We start from the raw sequence: 17,383 nt of genomic DNA, 5'->3' as shown, positions 1-17,383 counted from the left end.
GCTGGTAGTCTCGGGGACCGCGCCCGCGTAGCTCAGTGGATAGAGCGTCTGCCTCCGGAGCAGAAGGTCGAAGGTTCGAGTCCTTTCGCGGGCACCAGCAGGACCCCTCACGCGACCCCGTCCCACCCGGCGCGGCGATGGACGGACGCCGGGCCTCGGGCCAGAGTGTGAGCCATGACGATCCGTGGAGCTCTGCGCAAGGCCGTCGGTTCGCTGACCCGGCGTGGGCTCGTCCTCGACGACGAGGAGAGCCGCCGTCAGCGCGAGAAGCAGGCGCATGCCGCGCGGGCGGTCGCCGAGCAGGAGCGGCGCTCCGAAGGCGTGAAGAACGAGACCCGGATTCGCATGGGCATGCAGGGCGGCGGTCCCGGCGGTTTCCTGGGCTGACGAGCCGGCGCCGACGGACCCCGTCCGTCGGCTCGAGTACGTTCCGCTCGGCCTCTAGCGGCGGCTGACCCCCGCGCGCCGCACGTGCACCTGCCGGCGGCGCTCGGGCCGCACCTGCGCGGCACGGGCGAGCCGGGTGCGACGGTGCTCCAGCCGCGCCTCGAGCAGTCGCTCCTGCGAGCGGTAGACGGCGACGACGATGTCGGGGTCCATGGGGGGTCTCCTCATTGAGTCCGTGGTCGCGGCTCGTGGCCGCACCGGCGACTCTGCTCGCCGCCGACGACGCCCGGCAACGACCTTGGTCCCGGGTTCCCCCGTCCGGCCCTCAGGCCGTGAACGACAGGACGTAGAAGATGAGCCCGATCGCGGAGAACGCGAGGCCGATCAGCGCGCGCGTCATGCCCACGGCCTGCGGGTAGCCGCTGCGCTTGATCTCGTTGGCGCGCTTGATCGCGCGGACGCTGAGGAAGATGGCGAGCGCCGAGGCGATCGCGAAGCCGAACCACGCGAGGATGACGACGACCGCGATGCCGGCGACGAGCGCCCCCGTCGCAAGCCCGTTCTTCGGCTTCTCGCCCAGGAACGGCTGCGCTCCGGGAGCGTAGGCGCCGGGCTGCGGGTACGCGGGGTATTGGCCCGGCTGCGGGTACGCGGGGTACTGGCCCGGCTGCGGGTAGGCGGCGACCTCGCCCGGCTGCGCGTACCCGACCGGCGCCCCGGTCTGCGGGTAGCCCGCGTACGGCGCCGGTGCCGCGGAGAAGCCCTCGCCCGGCCCGGGCTGGCCCGGGTTGGCCGGGTAGCCGGGGGTCGCCGGGTACTCCGGCGCCGAGGGGGCCCCCGGGCCGGCCGCGGGCGGCCAGCCCGGGGTCGTCGCGGGCTGGTTCTGCTGGCCGTAGGCGTCGCTCATCGTTCGCTCCCTGTCACCGTGTGGTGCCGACTGCGCACCGGCGGGTGACCGGGCACCCGGATGGTAGTGGCTGCGCGGCTGCCCCGGGAGCGGTTCGCTCAGCTGCGGACGACCTGTGCGCTGAGCACCCGGTCGAGCGCCGCGGTGAAGGCCGGCAGGTCGCCGGGGTTGCGCGACGTGACCAGCGGGAACCCGCCGGCGTCGTCCGTCACGACCTCGGCGTCGCGCCACTCGGCGGCGCCGGCGTTGCGGATGTCGGTCTGGAGCGACGGGTACGACGTGAGCGTCACGCCGCCCAGCACGCCCGCCTCGACGAGCAGCCACGGCCCGTGGCAGATCGCGGCCACCGGCCGGCCCGCCGCGGCGAAGGCGCGCGCGATCGCGACGGCGTTCTCGTCGCGCCGCAGCGTGTCGGCGTTGATCGTGCCGCCGGGGACGAGCAGCGCGTCGAACTCGGCGGCTGCGACCTCGGCGAGGGTCCGGTCGGGCCGGACCGTGCGGCCCGGATCCTTGTCGCCGACGAGCGTCTGGACGGGCGCGGCCTCGACGGCCGCGATCGTCACGTCGACGCCCTCGTCGCGCAGGTGCTCGACCGGGACGACGAGCTCGTCCTGCTCGACGCCGTAGTTCGTCACGACCGCGAGAACGCGGCGACCGGTGAGGGGTGCGTCAGCCATGGTTGCCTCCGTGCGCGGCGACGGCCGCGCTCCGTCGGGTCGCGCCGGGTGCCTCAGCGCCCGACCACCGTAGGCACGACACCCGCGAGACCGCGCGGGCACCCGGTGTTGCGGCAGGTGCCCGCGGTCCTTACGTTGCGAGCGAGGCACCGCAGCGGTCGTACCGGGAGGCCCGTGCACCAGGTCGAGATCTTCGTGCTCGTGGCCGGCGCGGTACTCGTCGCGGCGGTCTGCCGGCAGCGCGGGTGGTCGTCGCCGCTCGTCGTCACGGGCGTGGCGCTCGCCGTCTCGTTCCTGCCGTTCGTGCCGCGCTACGAGATCGACTCCGAGCTGCTGCTCGAGCTCGTGCTGCCACCGCTGCTGTACTCGGCCGCGCTGCAGAGCTCCTACCGCGACTTCCGCGCGTCGCTGAACTCGATCACGCGGCTCGGCGTCGGGCTCGTGCTCGTCAGCGCCACCGCCGTCGCGCTCGTGTTCTGGTGGCTCGAGCCGAAGGCGCCGTTCGCGGTCGCGCTCGTGCTCGGCGCGGTCGTGGCCCCCCCGGACGCGGTCGCCGCGACCGCGGTGGGCCGTCGTCTGGGGCTGCCTCGCCGCGTGATGACCGTGCTCTCGGGCGAGAGCCTCATCAACGACGCGACATCGCTGACGCTGTACAAGGTCGCGCTCGCGGGCGCCGCGACGGGGGGCTGGGCGCTCGGCGAGGGGCTGACGACGTTCGGGCTCGCGGTGGTGGTCGGCGTCGCGGTCGGGCTCGTGCTCGGCTGGGTCGTGCACGCCGGGCGCATGCGGGTCGACGACCCGGTGGTCGCGTCGGCGATCGGGCTGCTGACGCCGTTCGCGGCGTACTGGGTCGCGGAGCACGTGCGCGGCTCCGGGGTGCTCGCGGTCGTCACGGCCGGGCTCTACCTCGGCCACACCGCGCCGCGCGCCGGCTACGCCACGCGGCTGTTCGAGGAGCCGATCTGGTCGACGCTCGACCTGCTGCTCGAGTCGTTCACGTTCGCGCTGATCGGCGTCCAGCTGCCGTGGGTCGTGCGCGACGTCATCGACTCGCACGAGGGGCTGCGGCACGGTGTCGAGCTGTCGCTCGTGGTGCTCCTCGTCGCGCTGCTGGTGCGCCCGCTCTACGTGTTCGGCACGAGCTGGTACGACAACCTGCGCCTGCGCGGCAGCCACCGGAGCGTCGCGGACCGGCTGTCGGCCCGCGAGCAGGCCGTCGTCTCGTGGGCGGGCATGCGCGGCGTCGTCACGCTCGCGGCGGCCGCGGCGATCCCGGCGACAGCGAACGGCGCACCGTTCCCGGAGCGCGCGACGCTGCAGCTCGTGGCGTACACGGTCGCGATCGGCACGCTGCTGCTGCAGGGGCTGTCGCTGCCGTGGGTCATCACGCGCCTCGGGGTCGGCTCGGGCCAGGAGGAGGCGGCCGACGCGGCGCAGGAGGCGGCGATGCGCGTCGCGACTGCCGACGCGGTGCAGCGCGTGCTCGAGAAGCAGCGCCCCGAGTGGACGCGGCTCATGGGCTCCGAACGCGCCGACTCGACCATCGAGCGGCTGTCCGCCATGTGGCGCGGCCGCGCCGCCGCGGCGGCCGTCATCCTCGCGCCCGAGCAGGCCGAGGACATCCTGCCGGACCACGTCGACGTCGCCGAGAGCCACCGCGGGCTCGGCGTCGAGGGCCGCCCGGCGACCGGCTCGCTCCCGACGGTCGAGGAGGGCCGGCGCCGGCTGCGGCTGCGCCGCGAGATCGTGGCCGCGCAGCGCGAGGTGCTCATGCAGCACCGCGACGCGGGCGACCTCGACGAGGCCGTGATGCGGCGCATGATGCGCGAGCTCGACCTCGAGGACGAGTCGCTCTCGTCGTCCTGGCTCCAGCGCGCCGCGGACTGACGCGAGGGGCCGAAGGTCCCTCGGCCGGAGCGCCGGAACGCGCCCGCGAGCGGTGTTCCCGCAAGTCAGGACCTTGGCCCCAATCATCCCAGGACCCGGCTCAATAGCGTCTTTCCCAGCGGACCGATGGCGCTCCAGCCGACCCGGTCCGTTCACCTCGCAACCCTGGGAGACACACGGTGACCACCACCGAGAGCACGCCCCGCAAGACCCGCAAGCCCGCCGCCGACGCCGCGGCCGCCGTCGCCGTCGCGCCCGCGAAGGCCCCCGCGCAGACCGAGGCCGAGATCGCCACCGCCGTCGACCAGCTCGTCGAGAACGCCTCGAAGGCGCTCGCCGAGTACCAGTCGATGACGCAGGAGGACGTCGACCGCTTCGTCAAGAAGGGCGCCGTCGCGGCGCTCGACCAGCACGGCGTGCTCGCCAAGCTGGCCGTCGAGGAGACCGGCCGCGGCGTCTTCGAGGACAAGGCCGTCAAGAACATCTTCGCGTGCGAGCACGTGACGAACTCGATGGCGGACCTCAAGACGGTCGGCGTCATCGGGGTCGACGAGATCCGCGGCATCACCGAGATCGCCGAGCCCGTCGGCGTCGTCGCGGGCATCACGCCGGTGACGAACCCGACGTCGACCGCGATCTTCAAGAGCCTCATCGCGCTCAAGACGCGCAACCCGATCGTCTTCGCGTTCCACCCGAACGCTCAGAAGTCGTCGGTCGCCGCGGCCAAGGTCGTGCGTGACGCGGCCGTCGCGGCGGGTGCGCCCGAGCACTGCATCCAGTGGATCGAGGTGCCCTCGATCGGCGCGACGAACGCGCTGATGAACCACCCGGGCGTCGCCACGATCCTCGCGACCGGCGGCAACGGCATGGTCCGCGCGGCCTACTCGTGCGGCAAGCCGGCGCTCGGCGTCGGTGCCGGCAACGTCCCGGCCTACATCGAGAAGAGCGCCAAGCTGAAGCGCGCAGTCAACGACGTCGTGCTCTCGAAGGCGTTCGACAACGGCATGATCTGCGCGTCGGAGCAGGCCGTCATCATCGACGACGTCATCTACGACGAGGCCCTCGCCGAGTTCACGCACCTGCACGCCTACCTCGCCTCGCCGGCGGAGAAGGCGATGCTCGAGCAGTTCATCTTCGGCGTCGACGCGCAGGGCTCGAACTGCGCCGACGCGAAGCTCAACCCGACCGTCGTCGGCCAGAGCCCGCAGTGGATCGCCGAGAAGGCCGGCTTCACGGTCCCGGCGGACACGTCGATCATCCTCGCCGAGGTGTCGGGCGTCGGCCCGCACGAGCCGCTGACGCGCGAGAAGCTCGCGCCGGTGCTCGCGGTGCTGCACGCCGCGACGACCGAGCAGGGCATCGCGCTCGCCGATCAGATGGTCGAGTTCGACGGCCTGGGCCACAGCGCCGCGATCCACACGCGCGACCACGCGCTGACCCAGGAGTTCGGCAGCCGCGTCAAGGCCGTCCGGATCATCGAGAACGCCCCGAGCTCGCTCGGCGGGATCGGCGACATCTACAACGCGTTCATCCCGTCGCTGACGCTCGGCTGCGGGTCGTACGGGCACAACTCGGTGTCCAACAACGTCTCGGCGGTGAACCTCATCAACGTCAAGCGCGTCGGTCGACGCAACAACAACCTGCAGTGGTTCAAGGTCCCGGCGAAGACGTACTTCGAGCCGAACGCGATCCGCTACCTGTCCGACATGGCGGACGTCGAGCGCGTCACGATCGTCACGGACGCGACCATGACGACCCTCGGCTTCGTCGACAAGGTCATCGACGTCCTGCGCCGCCGCTCGAACAACGTGGCGCTGCAGATCATCGACCAGGTCGAGCCCGAGCCGTCGGTCCGCACGGTCCAGGCCGGCGCCGCGCAGATGCGCCACTTCCGGCCCGACACGATCATCGCGCTCGGCGGTGGCTCGCCGATGGACGCCGCGAAGGTCATGTGGCTCCTGTACGAGCACCCCGAGATCAACTTCTCGGACCTCAAGCAGAAGTTCTTCGACGTGCGCAAGCGTGCGTTCAAGTTCCCGGTGCTCGGCGAGCTCGCGCAGCTCGTCTGCATCCCGACCACGTCGGGCACGGGCGCCGAGGTCACGCCGTTCGCCGTCATCAGCGACCCGGACGCGGGCAAGAAGTACCCGCTGGCCGACTACGCGCTGACCCCGAGCGTCGCGATCATCGACCCCGTCCTGACGTCCAAGATGCCGGCCTCGCTGGCCGCGGACTCGGGCTTCGACGCGCTGACGCACGCGACCGAGGCGTTCGTCTCGGTGTACGCCAACGACTTCACCGACGGCATGGCGCTGCAGGCGATCCGCCTGATCTTCGACAACCTCGCGCAGTCGGTGAACGGCGACCCGAACGACCCGGCGACCAAGGACGCGCGGGAGAAGATGCACAACGCCGGGACGATCGCGGGGATGAGCTTCGGCAACGCGTTCCTCGGCATCGTGCACGCGATGGCGCACGTCGTCGGCTCGACGTACCACCTGGTGCACGGCCGGACGAACGCCACGCTGCTCCCGCACGTGATCCGCTACAACGGCACCGTCCCGACCAAGCTCACGAGCTGGCCGAAGTACGAGCACTACGTCGCCCCCGAGCGGTTCCAGCAGATCGCGCAGATGCTCGGCCTGCCGGCCTCGACCCCGCAGGAGGGCGTCGAGTCGTACGCGCTCGCCGTCGAGGCGCTGCGCTCGAAGGTCGGCATCCCGTCGTCGTTCCAGGCGCAGGGCGTGTCGGAGCAGGAGTTCATCGCGCGCCTCGACGAGGTCGCGATGGGCGCCTACGAGGACCAGTGCGCGCCTGCGAACCCGCGCATGCCGATGATCGACGACATGAAGGACCTGATGACCGCGGCCTACTACGGCACGTCGCTGGAGGACGTCCGTTCCCGCCGCAGCGAGCAGCCGGAGGACTGACCGCCTCCTGAGGCGGTGCGGTCCGGGCCCTCCCCCACGAGGCCGCCGCCGCTGCTCGCAACCGACGCCCCGTCCTGGCCTGGTGCTCAGCCGGACGGGGCGTCGGCCTGTCCGGGCCCGGTCGCCGGGTCGCCCGGGTCCGCCTCGTCCGCGACGATGGGGGGCATGGTCCAGACGCGCGCCTCCTTCCGTCGCCCCTCCCGTCGCGTGCTCGCGCTCGGCGCCCTCGCGGTCGCCGGCGGCCTGGCGCTCACCGGCTGCTCGTCGTCCGACGTGCAGGACGCCAAGTCGAAGGCGAGCTCCGTGGCCGCGGCGGCGAGCTCGGCGGCGGCGAACGCCAAGGCCGCGCTCGACGAGGCGAAGGCGAAGCTCTCGGACGTCCAGAGCAAGGCGGACGACGCGCAGAACCAGCTCTCGTCGCTGTCCGCGAGCGCGCAGGCGAACGCGGCGCAGGCCGTGAGCGACGCGAAGGCCGCGGCGACGCAGGCGCAGTCCGCGCTGGACGAGGCGAAGTCGAACGCGCAGGGCGCGAAGGACGACCTGGCGGCAGCGCGCGCGAAGGTCGACACCGCCAAGCAGAAGGTCAGCGACGCGGCGACCACCGCGTCGGGTGCCGCGGCCTCAGCGCTCGACAAGCTCGCGCAGGGGCTGCAGCAGCTCAGCGACGACCTGCAGTCCGCGCAGTCCTGACGCGCGGGCCGTCCCGGCGGCCGTGCGGCACGGTTCGCCCGCAAGGGTGAATTCCCGGGTGTTCGGCGCGGCTCGTTGTCCGTGCGCCGTGCGCTGCCGATCTTCTAGGTATGGCCGATCGTCAGGCGAACCGCGAGCTGCGGCGCCACCACACCGAGTGGTGGGTCGTGTGCGCGTGGGCGTCGATCGCCGTCCTGGTGGCCGTCGGGCTGATGGCCGCCTCGGGCTTCGGCGCCTGACGCGCAGCGCCCCCGGGCGCGCGTCGGCGCGCGCCTATCCTCGCGGCATGACGGCCCGCCACCTGCCCGAGCACTCCCCCGCCGAGCCGCGCTGGCGCGAGGTCGCCGCGGCCACCGGGCTGCTGGCCGGCGACGGCACGGTGCGCGCCACCATCTTCGCGGAGATGTCCGCGCTCGCGACGCGGACCGGCGCCGTCAACCTCGGCCAGGGCTTCCCCGACGTCGACGGGCCGGCGTCGGTGCTCGCGGCCGCCGCCCACGCGCTCGCCTCGGGCGCCAACCAGTACCCGCCGGGGCCCGGGATCCCGGAGCTCCGCGCGGCGGTGGCGGCCCATCAGGCGCGCCACTACGGGCTCGACGTCGACGCCGACACCGAGGTGCTCGTCACCGCGGGAGCGACCGAGGCGATCGCGGCCGCGGTGCTCGCGCTGGCCGGCCCGGGCGACGAGGTGCTGACGCTCGAGCCGTTCTACGACTCGTACGCCGCGGTGATCGCCATGGCCGGCGCGCGGCACACGACCGCGCCGCTGGTCGCGACGTCCGACGGGTTCCGGCTGGACCTCGACGCGCTCGAGTCGGCGTTCACCGACCGGACGCGCGTCGTGCTCGTCAACACGCCGCACAACCCGACGGGCGCGGTGCTGACCCGCTCCGAGCTCGAGGCGATCGCGCGGCTCGCCGTCCGGCACGACGCCGTCGTCGTCACCGACGAGGTCTACGAGCACCTGACGCTCGCGCGCGCCGACGGGTCCCGACCGGAGCACGTGCCCGTCGCGACGCTCCCCGGGATGGCGGGGCGCACGCTGACGATCTCGTCGGCGGGCAAGACGTTCTCGTTCACGGGGTGGAAGGTCGGCTGGGTCACCGGTCCCGCGGAGCTCGTCGTCGCCGTGCGGACCGTCAAGCAGTTCCTCACGTACGTGTCGGCGGCGCCGCTGCAGCCCGCGGTCGCGTTCGCGCTGACCGACCCGGGCGTCGCGGCGTGGGTCGACGAGCTCGCGGCGTCCCTCGCCGAGCGGCGCGACCTGCTCTGCGCCGGGCTCGCGGACGCGGGGTTCGCCGTCGCGCGGCCCGACGGCACCTACTTCGTGCTCGCGGACGCCGCACCGCTCGGGTTCGCGGACGGGGCGGAGCTGTGCCACGCGCTGCCCGGGCTCGCGGGCGTCGTCGGGGTTCCCGTGTCGGCGTTCACGCGGCCGGGCTCGGACGTCGACGGCGCGCTGCGGTCGTGGGTGCGGTTCACGTTCGTCAAGCGCGAGGACGTGCTCGTCGAGGCCGTCGACCGGCTGCACGCCTGGGCCGCACGGCGCTGAGGCCCGGCGTCAGGCCGCGACCCAGGCCCCGCGGCGGCGGAACGCGGGCGTCGCGAGCGCCAGCACCAGCAGTGCCGCGACCTGCGCGCCCACCATGACGCCGGCCATCGCGACGGCGTCACCGCCGAGCAGGCTCGACAGCGGGCTGATCAGCGCCGAGACGCCGATCTGGATCGCACCGATGAGCGCCGCCGCGGTCCCGGCGATCTCGCCGTGGCGCGACAGCGCGAGCGCCGACGCGTTCGGCGGCACGAGGTTGACCATCGCGAGCACGAGCCACAGGCCGATCAGCAGCACCGGCAGCCCGCCCGCGCCGGTCAGCGCGATCGTGAGCAGGCCGAGGCACGCCGTGAGCGACAGCGGCAGCGCGACCCGCACGATGCGGATCGGCGCGAACCGGCGCACGAGCGCCGCGTTGACCTGGGCGCCGCCGACCAGGCCGATGCCGTTGAGCGCGAACAGCAGCGCGAACTGGTGCGCGCTGAGCCCGTAGCCCTCCTGCAGCACGAACGGCGAGCCGACGACGTAGCTCATCAGCACCGCGTTGCCGAGGCCCGGCAGCATCGCGAGCGCGACGAAGTGCCGGTCGGCGGCGAGGCGGCGGTAGCCCGACATCGCCGTGCGCAGCCCGCCCTCGCGGCGCCGACGGCGCGGCAGCGTCTCCGGGAGCTTGCGCCAGACGACCACCCAGAGGCCGACGCCGAACAGCGCGAGCGCGCCGAAGGTGCCGCGCCAGCCGACCTCGCCGGCGATCATCCCGCCGATGGACGGCGCGAACAGCGGCGCGACGCCGATGACGAGCATGAGCCGCGACATCAGCCGCGACGCGTCGCTCCCGACGAACCGGTCGCGGATCACCGCCATCGCCACGACGGACGCCGACGCGTTGAAGAACCCCTGCACGACGCGCAGCGCGATGAGCGCCGAGATGCCCGGCGTGAGCGCGCAGAGGATCGACGTCACCACGTGCAGCGCGACGCCGACCATCACGGGCCGCCGGCGACCGAACCGGTCGGACACGGGCCCGATGACGAGCTGGCCCGCCGCGCCGCCGACCATGAGCGCCGTCATCGTGAGCTGAGCCGCCGTCGCCGACGTCCCCAGGTCGCGCGCGACGTCCGGCAGCGACGGGAGGTAGATGTCGTTGCTGATGGCCGGCAGCGCGCACATCGAGCCGAGCAGCAGGACGTACTTGGCGTTGGGGCGGAACGTGCGGGCGGGCGCCGAGGCGGCGGCGTCGGCCGGGGCGCCGGTACCGGCGTCGGTCGCGCTGGCGTTCGCGCCTCCGGGGGCGGGAGCCGCGACGCCCGACGGAACGCTCGCGACGGCGTCGGCCGAGAGGGACGTCGACGGCAGCGTCTCGGTCGCCGCACCCGCCGACGCGGCGAGGTGGGCGGACCCGCGGGCGCCCGACCCGTAGCCGCCGGCGGGCGCGTGCGCGACGGTGCGGGCCTGCGGGATGGCGGAGGTGTGCGCGGGCATGCGCACGGGCTCGTGGCAGTTGGCCGGTGGGTCGGCTGTGGGAGCGGTCATCGCGTCCCATGGTGGCACCGGGACCGCCCGTCGCGCGAATCGATTCGACCGCCTTTGACCAGGGAGGGCGTCGCCCGACAAAGCCACAACGAAACCCCTGCCGAAACCCGGGCCTGCCGTTGCCGACGCTTGACGCTCGCGCTCGCGGGGCGCCGCGGCGGCATGTCGGCTCCGGCTGGCAGGCTGGCCCCATGTGCGGGAGGTATGCGTCGTTCCGGGAGGACCAGGCGCTCGCGGACGAGTTCGCCATCGCGACGGTCGCCGACGACGTCCGGCTGCTCGGGCCCTCGTGGAACGTCGCGCCCACGGACGGCGTCCGGATCGTCGTCGAGCGCGCCGACCGGGAGACCGGCGAGATCACGCGGCAGCTCCGCGTCGCGCGCTGGGGTCTCGTGCCGAGCTGGGCGAAGGACCCGTCGATCGGCAACCGCATGATCAACGCGCGCTCGGAGACGATCGGGACGTCGAGCGCGTACGCCAAGCCGTTCGCCGCCCGCCGTGCGCTGCTCCCGGCCGACGGCTACTACGAGTGGCAGAAGCTCGAGGCGCCGGGCACCAAGCGTCCCCGCAAGCAGCCGTTCTACATCCACCCCGAGGACGGCGCCGTGGTCGCCCTCGCGGGCCTGTACGAGTTCTGGCGCGACCGCACCAAGTCCGACGACGACCCCGACCGGTGGCTCGTCACGGCCACGGTGGTGACGACGCCGGCGAGCGACGAGCTGGCGCACATCCATGACCGCCAGCCGCTCATGCTCCGCCGCGCGGACTGGGAACGCTGGCTCGACCCCGCCGTCGGCGCCGACGGCGCTGCCGATCTGCTCGGCCACCAGCCACCGGCCCTGGTCGCGACGCCGGTCTCGACATCGGTCAACGCCGTCGCGAACAACGGCCCCGCCCTGATCGACCCGGTCGACGAGCCTCGCGCCGAAGCCACGTAGGGACGTCCCGCGGTTGCCGCCACTACGGCGGGCCGCGCTCACACCTGGGCGTCGGCGCCCCGGTGGCCGTCGACGAGCGCCTGGAACGTCGCGTCCACCGGCGACGGCCCGGCGACCATCTCGGCGAAGGCGCGCCGCCTGACCGCCTCGCGACGACGCGAGCGGGCGCGGTGCACCGACGATCCCGCCGACCGCCGACGAACCGCCTGAGGGCGGCGCGGCGAAGCGGCGCCGAACCCGTCGCTCCCCAGCACGCCGCCCGTGAAGGGCGCACCGGGGCTCGAGCCGTCGTCGGCACGCGGGCCGCTCGGTCGGCTCGGGTGCTCGAGCGGAGACGGTGGCGGCGGCGCCGTCGAGCGGTACGTGTGGCCGGTCGGCGTCGTCGTCAGCACCGTGTGCCGCCCGACGCCGTCACGCGTCGCCGGGTCGGGCCGTTGCCGCCAGCCCCGCGCCTGCTTGGCACGGTTGCAGGCGACGCAGAGACCCTGCGCGTTCTCGAGGTCGGTCGCGCCGCCGTCGGCCGCCGGCACCACATGGTCGAGCTCGCGTGCCGGCGCGTCGCAGTAGGGAGTGCGGCACAGCCCTTGGTCGCGGACGCGGAGCAGCGCCGCGAGGCCCGGCGCATGGAAGCGAGCGGACGAGGTGGTCGCCAGCAGATCGCCCGCGGGACCGGCGTACAGCCGCCGCAGCCATGCGGCTCCGGCGTCGAGACCGTGAGCCACGAGGTTGCGCGCCACCTGCGCCGGGACCGAGCCGTGACCGTCGACGACCGCGCCGTCGTGGGCCGCGCCGAGCAGCGCCGCGTCGGACATCACGAGGTTCACGGTGACCGGCACGGAATCGGCCGCCCGCTGGCCGGTCACCCGTTCGACGAGCGTGTCGGCCATCACTTGGCCACGGGAACGGGGGTCGCCCGCGGCACGGGCCGAGTCCGCGGCGCGACGGAGCGCGGCGAGCACGGCAACTCCCTGCGCCACGGGAAGCAGCGCGGTCAGGTACGTCATGGTGTCGGGCGCCGGCCGCAGCGTGACCGAGCGCTCGGTCTCGGCGCGCCGGGCACGGGCCGCGAGGGACGCCGGGTCGAGCCGCGCGGCATGCGACCGCGCCAGGGCGACGAGCCGCTTGGTGCCGATGCCGGCCAAGGCGCTGACGTCTCCGCAGACGAGTCGGTCGACCTCGGCTCGGACCTCCACGGGCAGGCATGCCGTCTCGCGGACCAGCAGGAGCGCCCGATGCTCCGAGAGGTGACCGGTCTCGAGCGCAGCGAACGTGTGCGGCATCTCGGTGAGCCATGCCTTGGACGCACCGACCAGGGCGCGTGCTCGGTGCGGCGACTCGGCCCGCGCGAGCCCGATCTCGACGGCGACACCGCGTCCCCGCCGATCGAGCGGAACGCCCTCGCGCGCCTCGGCGGCACGACGCTCGGCGTCAACTCGGACGGCAAGCCTCGCCTGCGCGGCGCATGCCGCCGCCTTCAGCTCTTCGAGTGCGGCGAGGAGCTCGACCGCGGCCGATCCGCCGTCGGCGCCTTCGATCAGTCCGCCCAGCTGGTCCCGCCACCCTCGCGCAACGTCCGCCGGGCGCGGAGCGGGGACCGAACGCGAGGGGTGCAGGGACACGGGTGCATCCGACCGCGCCGCCGGGTTGGTCCCAGCGGCGTTCGGCGCTCCAGGGAGCGGCGACGGCGCCTTGGCCGGGGCGTCAGACGGGGACGGGGACGCGGACGACAGCAGACTCGCGTCGGCGCAAGCAGCGCCCACGACACTCGAGCGCGCTGCCGGGTTCATGCGGCCAGTATATCGAACAAATGTTCGATGCGTCCGGCTTCGTCCACATCCCCAGCGACGCCCGGCCGGCTGCTCCCCGCACGACGCGTGGCTCCGCCGGCGAGCCCGCCAGGAGCCATGCCGCCCTGCGCTGAACCCCGCGTTCGCCGCCGCGCTGATCCCCGCGCCGGCTGCCGCACTGCCCCCCCGCGCCGATCCCCGGCGGCGGCTCCAGCGCCTGATCCCGGCGCCTACTCCACCGCGCCCTCGGCGGCCCGGAGCAGCACCGGCTCGATCGCCCCGATCCCCTGGAGCCGCCGCGGCGACCGCCGCTCGAGCACGAACCGCGTGTCGGACGCCAGCACGTCCGCGGTCGCGGGGTCGGTGAGCACCGTGCTCGGCTCGGCGATGTCCGTCAGCCGCGCGGCGAGGTTCACGTGCGGCCCGAACACGTCGCCGAACCGCGACAGGACGCGCCCCCACACGAACCCCACCCGCACGGGCGTGACGCCGCGAGCGCCCTCGGCGATGCCGCCGGCCCGCCGCGCGGAGTCGACGTCGAGCTCGTGCCCGAGGGCGTCCGCGAGGCCCAGCGCCACGAGCGCGCCGGTCGCCGCGTCGTCGGCGACGAACAGCACGGCGTCGCCGATCGTCTTCACGACGCGCCCGCCGGCGGCGGTGACCACGTCCCGCGCGGCCGTCTCGAACCGCTGCACGAACTGCGACAGGTCCGTCGAGCCCAGGCCCGCCGTCCGGCGCGTGAACGACACCATGTCGGCGAACCCGACCGCGCGCGCGAGCGGCAGCGCCATCCGGTCCGGACCGGGGTCGCGCAGCTCGCCGAACTCCGCCGCGTACCGCCCCGCGATCGCGGACAGCTGCCGCCGGTACGAGTGCACGAGCTGCGCCTCGAGCAGCGGGGCGAGGCCCTCGAGCCGGTCGAGCACGAGCAGGCGCGCCGTGGCGTCGTCGAGCTCGTACCGGTTGCCCATGTCCTCGACGAGCGCCTCGACCTGCCAGAGCGCGAGCCGGTCCGACGTGTGGCCGAGCGCGCGCGTCACGGTGACGACGGTCGCGAGGTCGAGCCCGTGGTCGCGGATCAGCGCCGCGGCGCGGTCAACGGCCTCCGCGTCGCGCTCGGTGTAGACGGCGTCGTCTGCGTCGGCGTGCGGCAGGCCCATGGTCCGCCAGAACACGCGGACCATCTCGAGGTCGATGCCGGCGCGCTGCGCGAGGTCGCGCGCCGTGAGCGTGCGGGGTCCGCCGAGGAGCTCCTCGTCGAGCGCCCCGATCGTCGACTCGACGACCTCCAGCTCGTCACGCGATCCGTCCTCGGGCACGCGACGAGGGTATGTCACCGACCCGTGCGGACGTGACGCACGTCACCGGCGAGCACGACGTGCGCCTGCCCCGCCTCGTCGACGACGACCAGCGACCCGTCGGTCCCGAGCCGCTCGGCGAGACCCTGCACCCGCGTCCCGCCGGGGAGCTCGACGCAGACCCGCGACCCGATCGTCGCGCACGCCGCCGCGACCTCCGCGGGCAGCGCCGACGCGAGCGGGTCGTTGCCCGCGGCCCGCCACTCGGCGAGCACGCTCGCGAGCCCGTCGACCAGCGCCGCCAGCACGTCCTCGCGCGCGATCTCGCGCCCCGTCGCCTCGAGCAGGGACGTCGCGCTCGGCACCGGCAGCTCGTCGGCCGTCTGGAGCACGTTGATGCCGATCCCGATCAGCACCGCGCTCCCGACCGGCGGCGGCGTGTCCGTCCCGCTCAGCCCGAAGCCGAGCCCGGCGCCGACCGACACGACCTCCGAGAGGATCCCCCCGACCTTGCGCCACGCGCCCCAGCCGTCGAGCTCGTCGTGCGCCGGCAGCAGCACGTCGTTGGGCCACTTCAGCGCCGCGGGCACGCCGGACACGGCGCGCAGCGCGCGCACCGCGCCGAGCCCCGCCAGCAGCGGGTACCACCCGAAGTGCACGGGCGTCTGCTGCGCGCGCATCGAGAACGTGCCCGTCACCGCGGTGCGCGCGGGCGTCGTCCAGGTGCGCCCCGCCCGGCCCCGGCCGCCCGTCTGGTGGTCCGCGACCAGCAGCGACACGTCCGGCCACGCGTCCGGGTCGGCGCGGACGAGCACGGCGAGGTCCTCGTTCGTCGACCCCGTCTCGTCGACCACGTCGAGCCGTGCGAGCGGTCCGGCGGGCGCGACGAGCCGCTCCTCGAGCTCGGTGGCACGCAGCCCACGTCGGGAGGTGGGCGGCAGCGGCGTGGCGGGAGCGGTCATGGGCACATCATGCGGGTCGCCGGTCGATCCGCGGGGGGTGCACCTACCCACGGGACGGCCGCGCGGCGCCGCGACGACTCCCACGACGGGCCGTCCGACTCCCGTCGACCGTCGACCGCGCGTCTTTGTGGGATCCCGACACGCGGGGCGCACGCTCGTCGTGATCGCCCTGCACGAACCTGGAGGGCTTCGACAACTAGCCTCGGACGGGTGACGCAGACCGACCAGACCGCGAACCCGGCTCCCGCGCCCGGCGCGCCTCGCACGACGGCGGGCCGGCTGGCCGAGCTCGACACCCGTCGCGAGCGCATCGAGGCCGCCGAGCAGGCCGCCGCCGAGAAGCAGCACGCGCGTAGCAAGAAGACCGCCCGCGAGCGCATCGACGCGCTGCTCGACCCGGGCTCGTTCACCGAGATCGACGCGCTCGTGCGCCACCGGTCGACGAACTTCGGCCTCGACCAGCGCCGCGTCGAGGGCGACGGCGTCGTCGTCGGACACGGCACCGTCGACGGCCGGCCGGTCGCCGTCTACTCGCAGGACTTCACGGTGTTCGGCGGCAGCCTCGGCGAGGTGCACGGCCAGAAGATCGCCAAGGTCATGGACCTCGCTCTCCGCACGGGCGTCCCGCTCGTGGGCATCAGCGACGGCGGCGGCGCGCGCATCCAGGAGGGCGTCGCGGGCCTGACGCAGTTCGCGGAGATCTTCCGCCGCAACGTCGCCGCGAGCGGCGTGGTCCCGCAGATCAGCCTCATCCTCGGGCCGAGCGCGGGCGGTGCGGTGTACTCCCCGGCGCTCACGGACTTCATCGTCATGGCCGACGGCACGTCCAACATGTTCATCACCGGCCCGGACGTCATCCGTGCGGTGACGGGCGAGGACGTCGGCTTCGAGGAGCTGGGCGGCGCGACGACGCACAACACGCGCTCGGGCGTCGCCCACTACCTCGCCTCCGACGAGGACGACGCGATCGACTACGCCCGGTCGCTGCTCGCCTACCTGCCGCAGAACAACCTCACCGACCCGCCGACCTACCCGCACGAGGCGGACCTCGAGCCGACGGCCGAGGATGAGGCGCTCGACTCGCTCGTGCCGGACAGCGACACGCAGCCGTACGACATGCGGACCGTGGTCGAGGCGGTGCTGGACGACGGCGTGCTGCTCGAGGTCCAGGCGCTCTACGCGGGCAACGTGATCGTCGGCTTCGGCCACGTCGAGGGCCACCCGGTCGGCGTCATCGCCAACCAGCCGCAGCAGATGGCGGGCACGCTCGACATCAACGCCGCCGAGAAGGCCGCGCGCTTCGTGCGCACGTGCGACGCGTTCAACCTCCCGGTGCTGACCTTCGTCGACGTGCCCGGCTTCCTGCCCGGCACCGACCAGGAGTGGAACGGCATCATCCGGCGCGGCGCGAAGCTGATCTACGCGTACGCCGAGGCGACCGTGCCGCTCGTCACCGTCATCACGCGCAAGGCGTACGGCGGCGCCTACATCGTCATGGGCAGCAAGCAGCTCGGCGCCGACGTCAACCTCGCGTGGCCGACCGCGCAGATCGCGGTGATGGGCGCGGGCGGAGCGGTGAACATCCTCCAGCGCGGCGCGCTCAAGAAGGTCGGCGACGAGGGCGGTGACGTCGAGGCCGAGCGCCGGCGGCTCACGGCCGAGTACGAGGACGCGATCGTCAACCCGTGGGATGCGGCGGACCGTGGTTACGTTGACGCCGTGATCGCCCCCTCGCAGACCCGCGCCGAGATCACCAAGGCGCTCCGCCTGCTGCGCACCAAGCGCGCGAGCCTGCCGCCCAAGAAGCACGGGAACATCCCGCTGTGAGGAAGCCC

15 protein-coding genes and 1 tRNA gene are annotated in these 17,383 nt (G+C 73.9%); 9 read left to right on the top strand and 7 right to left on the bottom strand.

Annotated features, from left to right (window positions below; translation table 11 throughout):
• The first annotated feature begins 21 nt into the window (after nucleotides 1–21).
• Both QRT04_RS12450 and QRT04_RS12445 read left to right on the top strand, forming a co-directional pair.
• Nucleotides 22–97, top strand: a tRNA-Arg gene (locus QRT04_RS12450).
• A 77-nt stretch (nucleotides 98–174) separates the two neighbouring features.
• A complete protein-coding gene (locus tag QRT04_RS12445) occupies nucleotides 175–387 on the top strand; it encodes a hypothetical protein (protein ID WP_289455604.1) in 213 nt (70 codons plus the stop codon).
• Nucleotides 388–441: 54 nt separating this feature from the next.
• Here the strand turns inward: QRT04_RS12445 and QRT04_RS12440 are convergent, their stop codons facing one another.
• From QRT04_RS12440 to QRT04_RS12430, 3 genes are all read right to left on the bottom strand, one after another.
• On the bottom strand, nucleotides 442–600 hold the full coding sequence (locus tag QRT04_RS12440) for a hypothetical protein (RefSeq protein WP_289455602.1): 159 nt from the start codon (nucleotides 598–600) through the stop codon (nucleotides 442–444).
• Between the two features lie 112 nt (nucleotides 601–712).
• Nucleotides 713–1,294: a hypothetical protein gene (locus QRT04_RS12435; RefSeq protein WP_289455601.1), complete on the bottom strand. Its 582-nt coding sequence runs from the start codon at nucleotides 1,292–1,294 to the stop codon at nucleotides 713–715.
• Nucleotides 1,295–1,392: 98 nt separating this feature from the next.
• Nucleotides 1,393–1,971: a DJ-1/PfpI/YhbO family deglycase/protease gene (locus QRT04_RS12430; protein ID WP_289455599.1), complete on the bottom strand. Its 579-nt coding sequence runs from the start codon at nucleotides 1,969–1,971 to the stop codon at nucleotides 1,393–1,395.
• A gap of 174 nt (nucleotides 1,972–2,145) precedes the next feature.
• Here QRT04_RS12430 and QRT04_RS12425 point away from each other — a divergent pair, with 174 nt between their 5' ends.
• From QRT04_RS12425 to QRT04_RS12405, 5 genes are all read left to right on the top strand, one after another.
• Complete coding sequence (locus tag QRT04_RS12425; RefSeq protein ID WP_289455597.1) at nucleotides 2,146–3,858, top strand: cation:proton antiporter; 1,713 nt, start codon at nucleotides 2,146–2,148, stop codon at nucleotides 3,856–3,858.
• Nucleotides 3,859–4,037: 179 nt separating this feature from the next.
• Nucleotides 4,038–6,788: a bifunctional acetaldehyde-CoA/alcohol dehydrogenase gene (gene adhE, locus QRT04_RS12420; protein WP_289455596.1), complete on the top strand. Its 2,751-nt coding sequence runs from the start codon at nucleotides 4,038–4,040 to the stop codon at nucleotides 6,786–6,788.
• A gap of 165 nt (nucleotides 6,789–6,953) precedes the next feature.
• Complete coding sequence (locus QRT04_RS12415; RefSeq protein WP_289455595.1) at nucleotides 6,954–7,478, top strand: hypothetical protein; 525 nt, start codon at nucleotides 6,954–6,956, stop codon at nucleotides 7,476–7,478.
• Between the two features lie 110 nt (nucleotides 7,479–7,588).
• Entirely contained in the window at nucleotides 7,589–7,717 is a 129-nt protein-coding gene (locus tag QRT04_RS12410; RefSeq protein WP_289455594.1) for a molybdopterin oxidoreductase, read from the top strand.
• 47 nt (nucleotides 7,718–7,764) lie between these two features.
• Nucleotides 7,765–9,030, top strand: a complete 1,266-nt coding sequence (locus tag QRT04_RS12405) for a pyridoxal phosphate-dependent aminotransferase (protein WP_289455593.1) — start codon at nucleotides 7,765–7,767, stop codon at nucleotides 9,028–9,030.
• A gap of 9 nt (nucleotides 9,031–9,039) precedes the next feature.
• On the opposite strand, the gene QRT04_RS12400 is transcribed toward QRT04_RS12405, so the two are convergent.
• Entirely contained in the window at nucleotides 9,040–10,563 is a 1,524-nt protein-coding gene (locus QRT04_RS12400) for a multidrug effflux MFS transporter (RefSeq protein ID WP_326522467.1), read from the bottom strand.
• Nucleotides 10,564–10,754: 191 nt separating this feature from the next.
• Between QRT04_RS12400 and QRT04_RS12395 the strand changes: the two genes are divergently transcribed.
• Entirely contained in the window at nucleotides 10,755–11,501 is a 747-nt protein-coding gene (locus tag QRT04_RS12395) for an SOS response-associated peptidase (protein ID WP_289455592.1), read from the top strand.
• Between the two features lie 38 nt (nucleotides 11,502–11,539).
• Here the strand turns inward: QRT04_RS12395 and QRT04_RS12390 are convergent, their stop codons facing one another.
• The 3 genes from QRT04_RS12390 to QRT04_RS12380 form a co-directional block, all read right to left on the bottom strand.
• On the bottom strand, nucleotides 11,540–12,781 hold the full coding sequence (locus tag QRT04_RS12390) for an HNH endonuclease (RefSeq protein ID WP_289455591.1): 1,242 nt from the start codon (nucleotides 12,779–12,781) through the stop codon (nucleotides 11,540–11,542).
• 737 nt (nucleotides 12,782–13,518) lie between these two features.
• Entirely contained in the window at nucleotides 13,519–14,607 is a 1,089-nt protein-coding gene (locus tag QRT04_RS12385; protein WP_289455590.1) for an adenylate/guanylate cyclase domain-containing protein, read from the bottom strand.
• Nucleotides 14,608–14,621: 14 nt separating this feature from the next.
• Nucleotides 14,622–15,548: a biotin--[acetyl-CoA-carboxylase] ligase gene (locus QRT04_RS12380; RefSeq protein ID WP_289455589.1), complete on the bottom strand. Its 927-nt coding sequence runs from the start codon at nucleotides 15,546–15,548 to the stop codon at nucleotides 14,622–14,624.
• A 210-nt stretch (nucleotides 15,549–15,758) separates the two neighbouring features.
• Here QRT04_RS12380 and QRT04_RS12375 point away from each other — a divergent pair, with 210 nt between their 5' ends.
• On the top strand, nucleotides 15,759–17,375 hold the full coding sequence (locus tag QRT04_RS12375; RefSeq protein WP_289455587.1) for an acyl-CoA carboxylase subunit beta: 1,617 nt from the start codon (nucleotides 15,759–15,761) through the stop codon (nucleotides 17,373–17,375).
• Nucleotides 17,376–17,383: the final 8 nt, after the last annotated feature.

Source organism: Cellulomonas alba (assembly GCF_030362835.1).
Lineage (GTDB): Bacteria > Actinomycetota > Actinomycetes > Actinomycetales > Cellulomonadaceae > Cellulomonas > Cellulomonas alba.
Note: the sequence above shows the minus strand (reverse complement) of the source record. Positions and strands in the feature narration are given on the sequence as shown.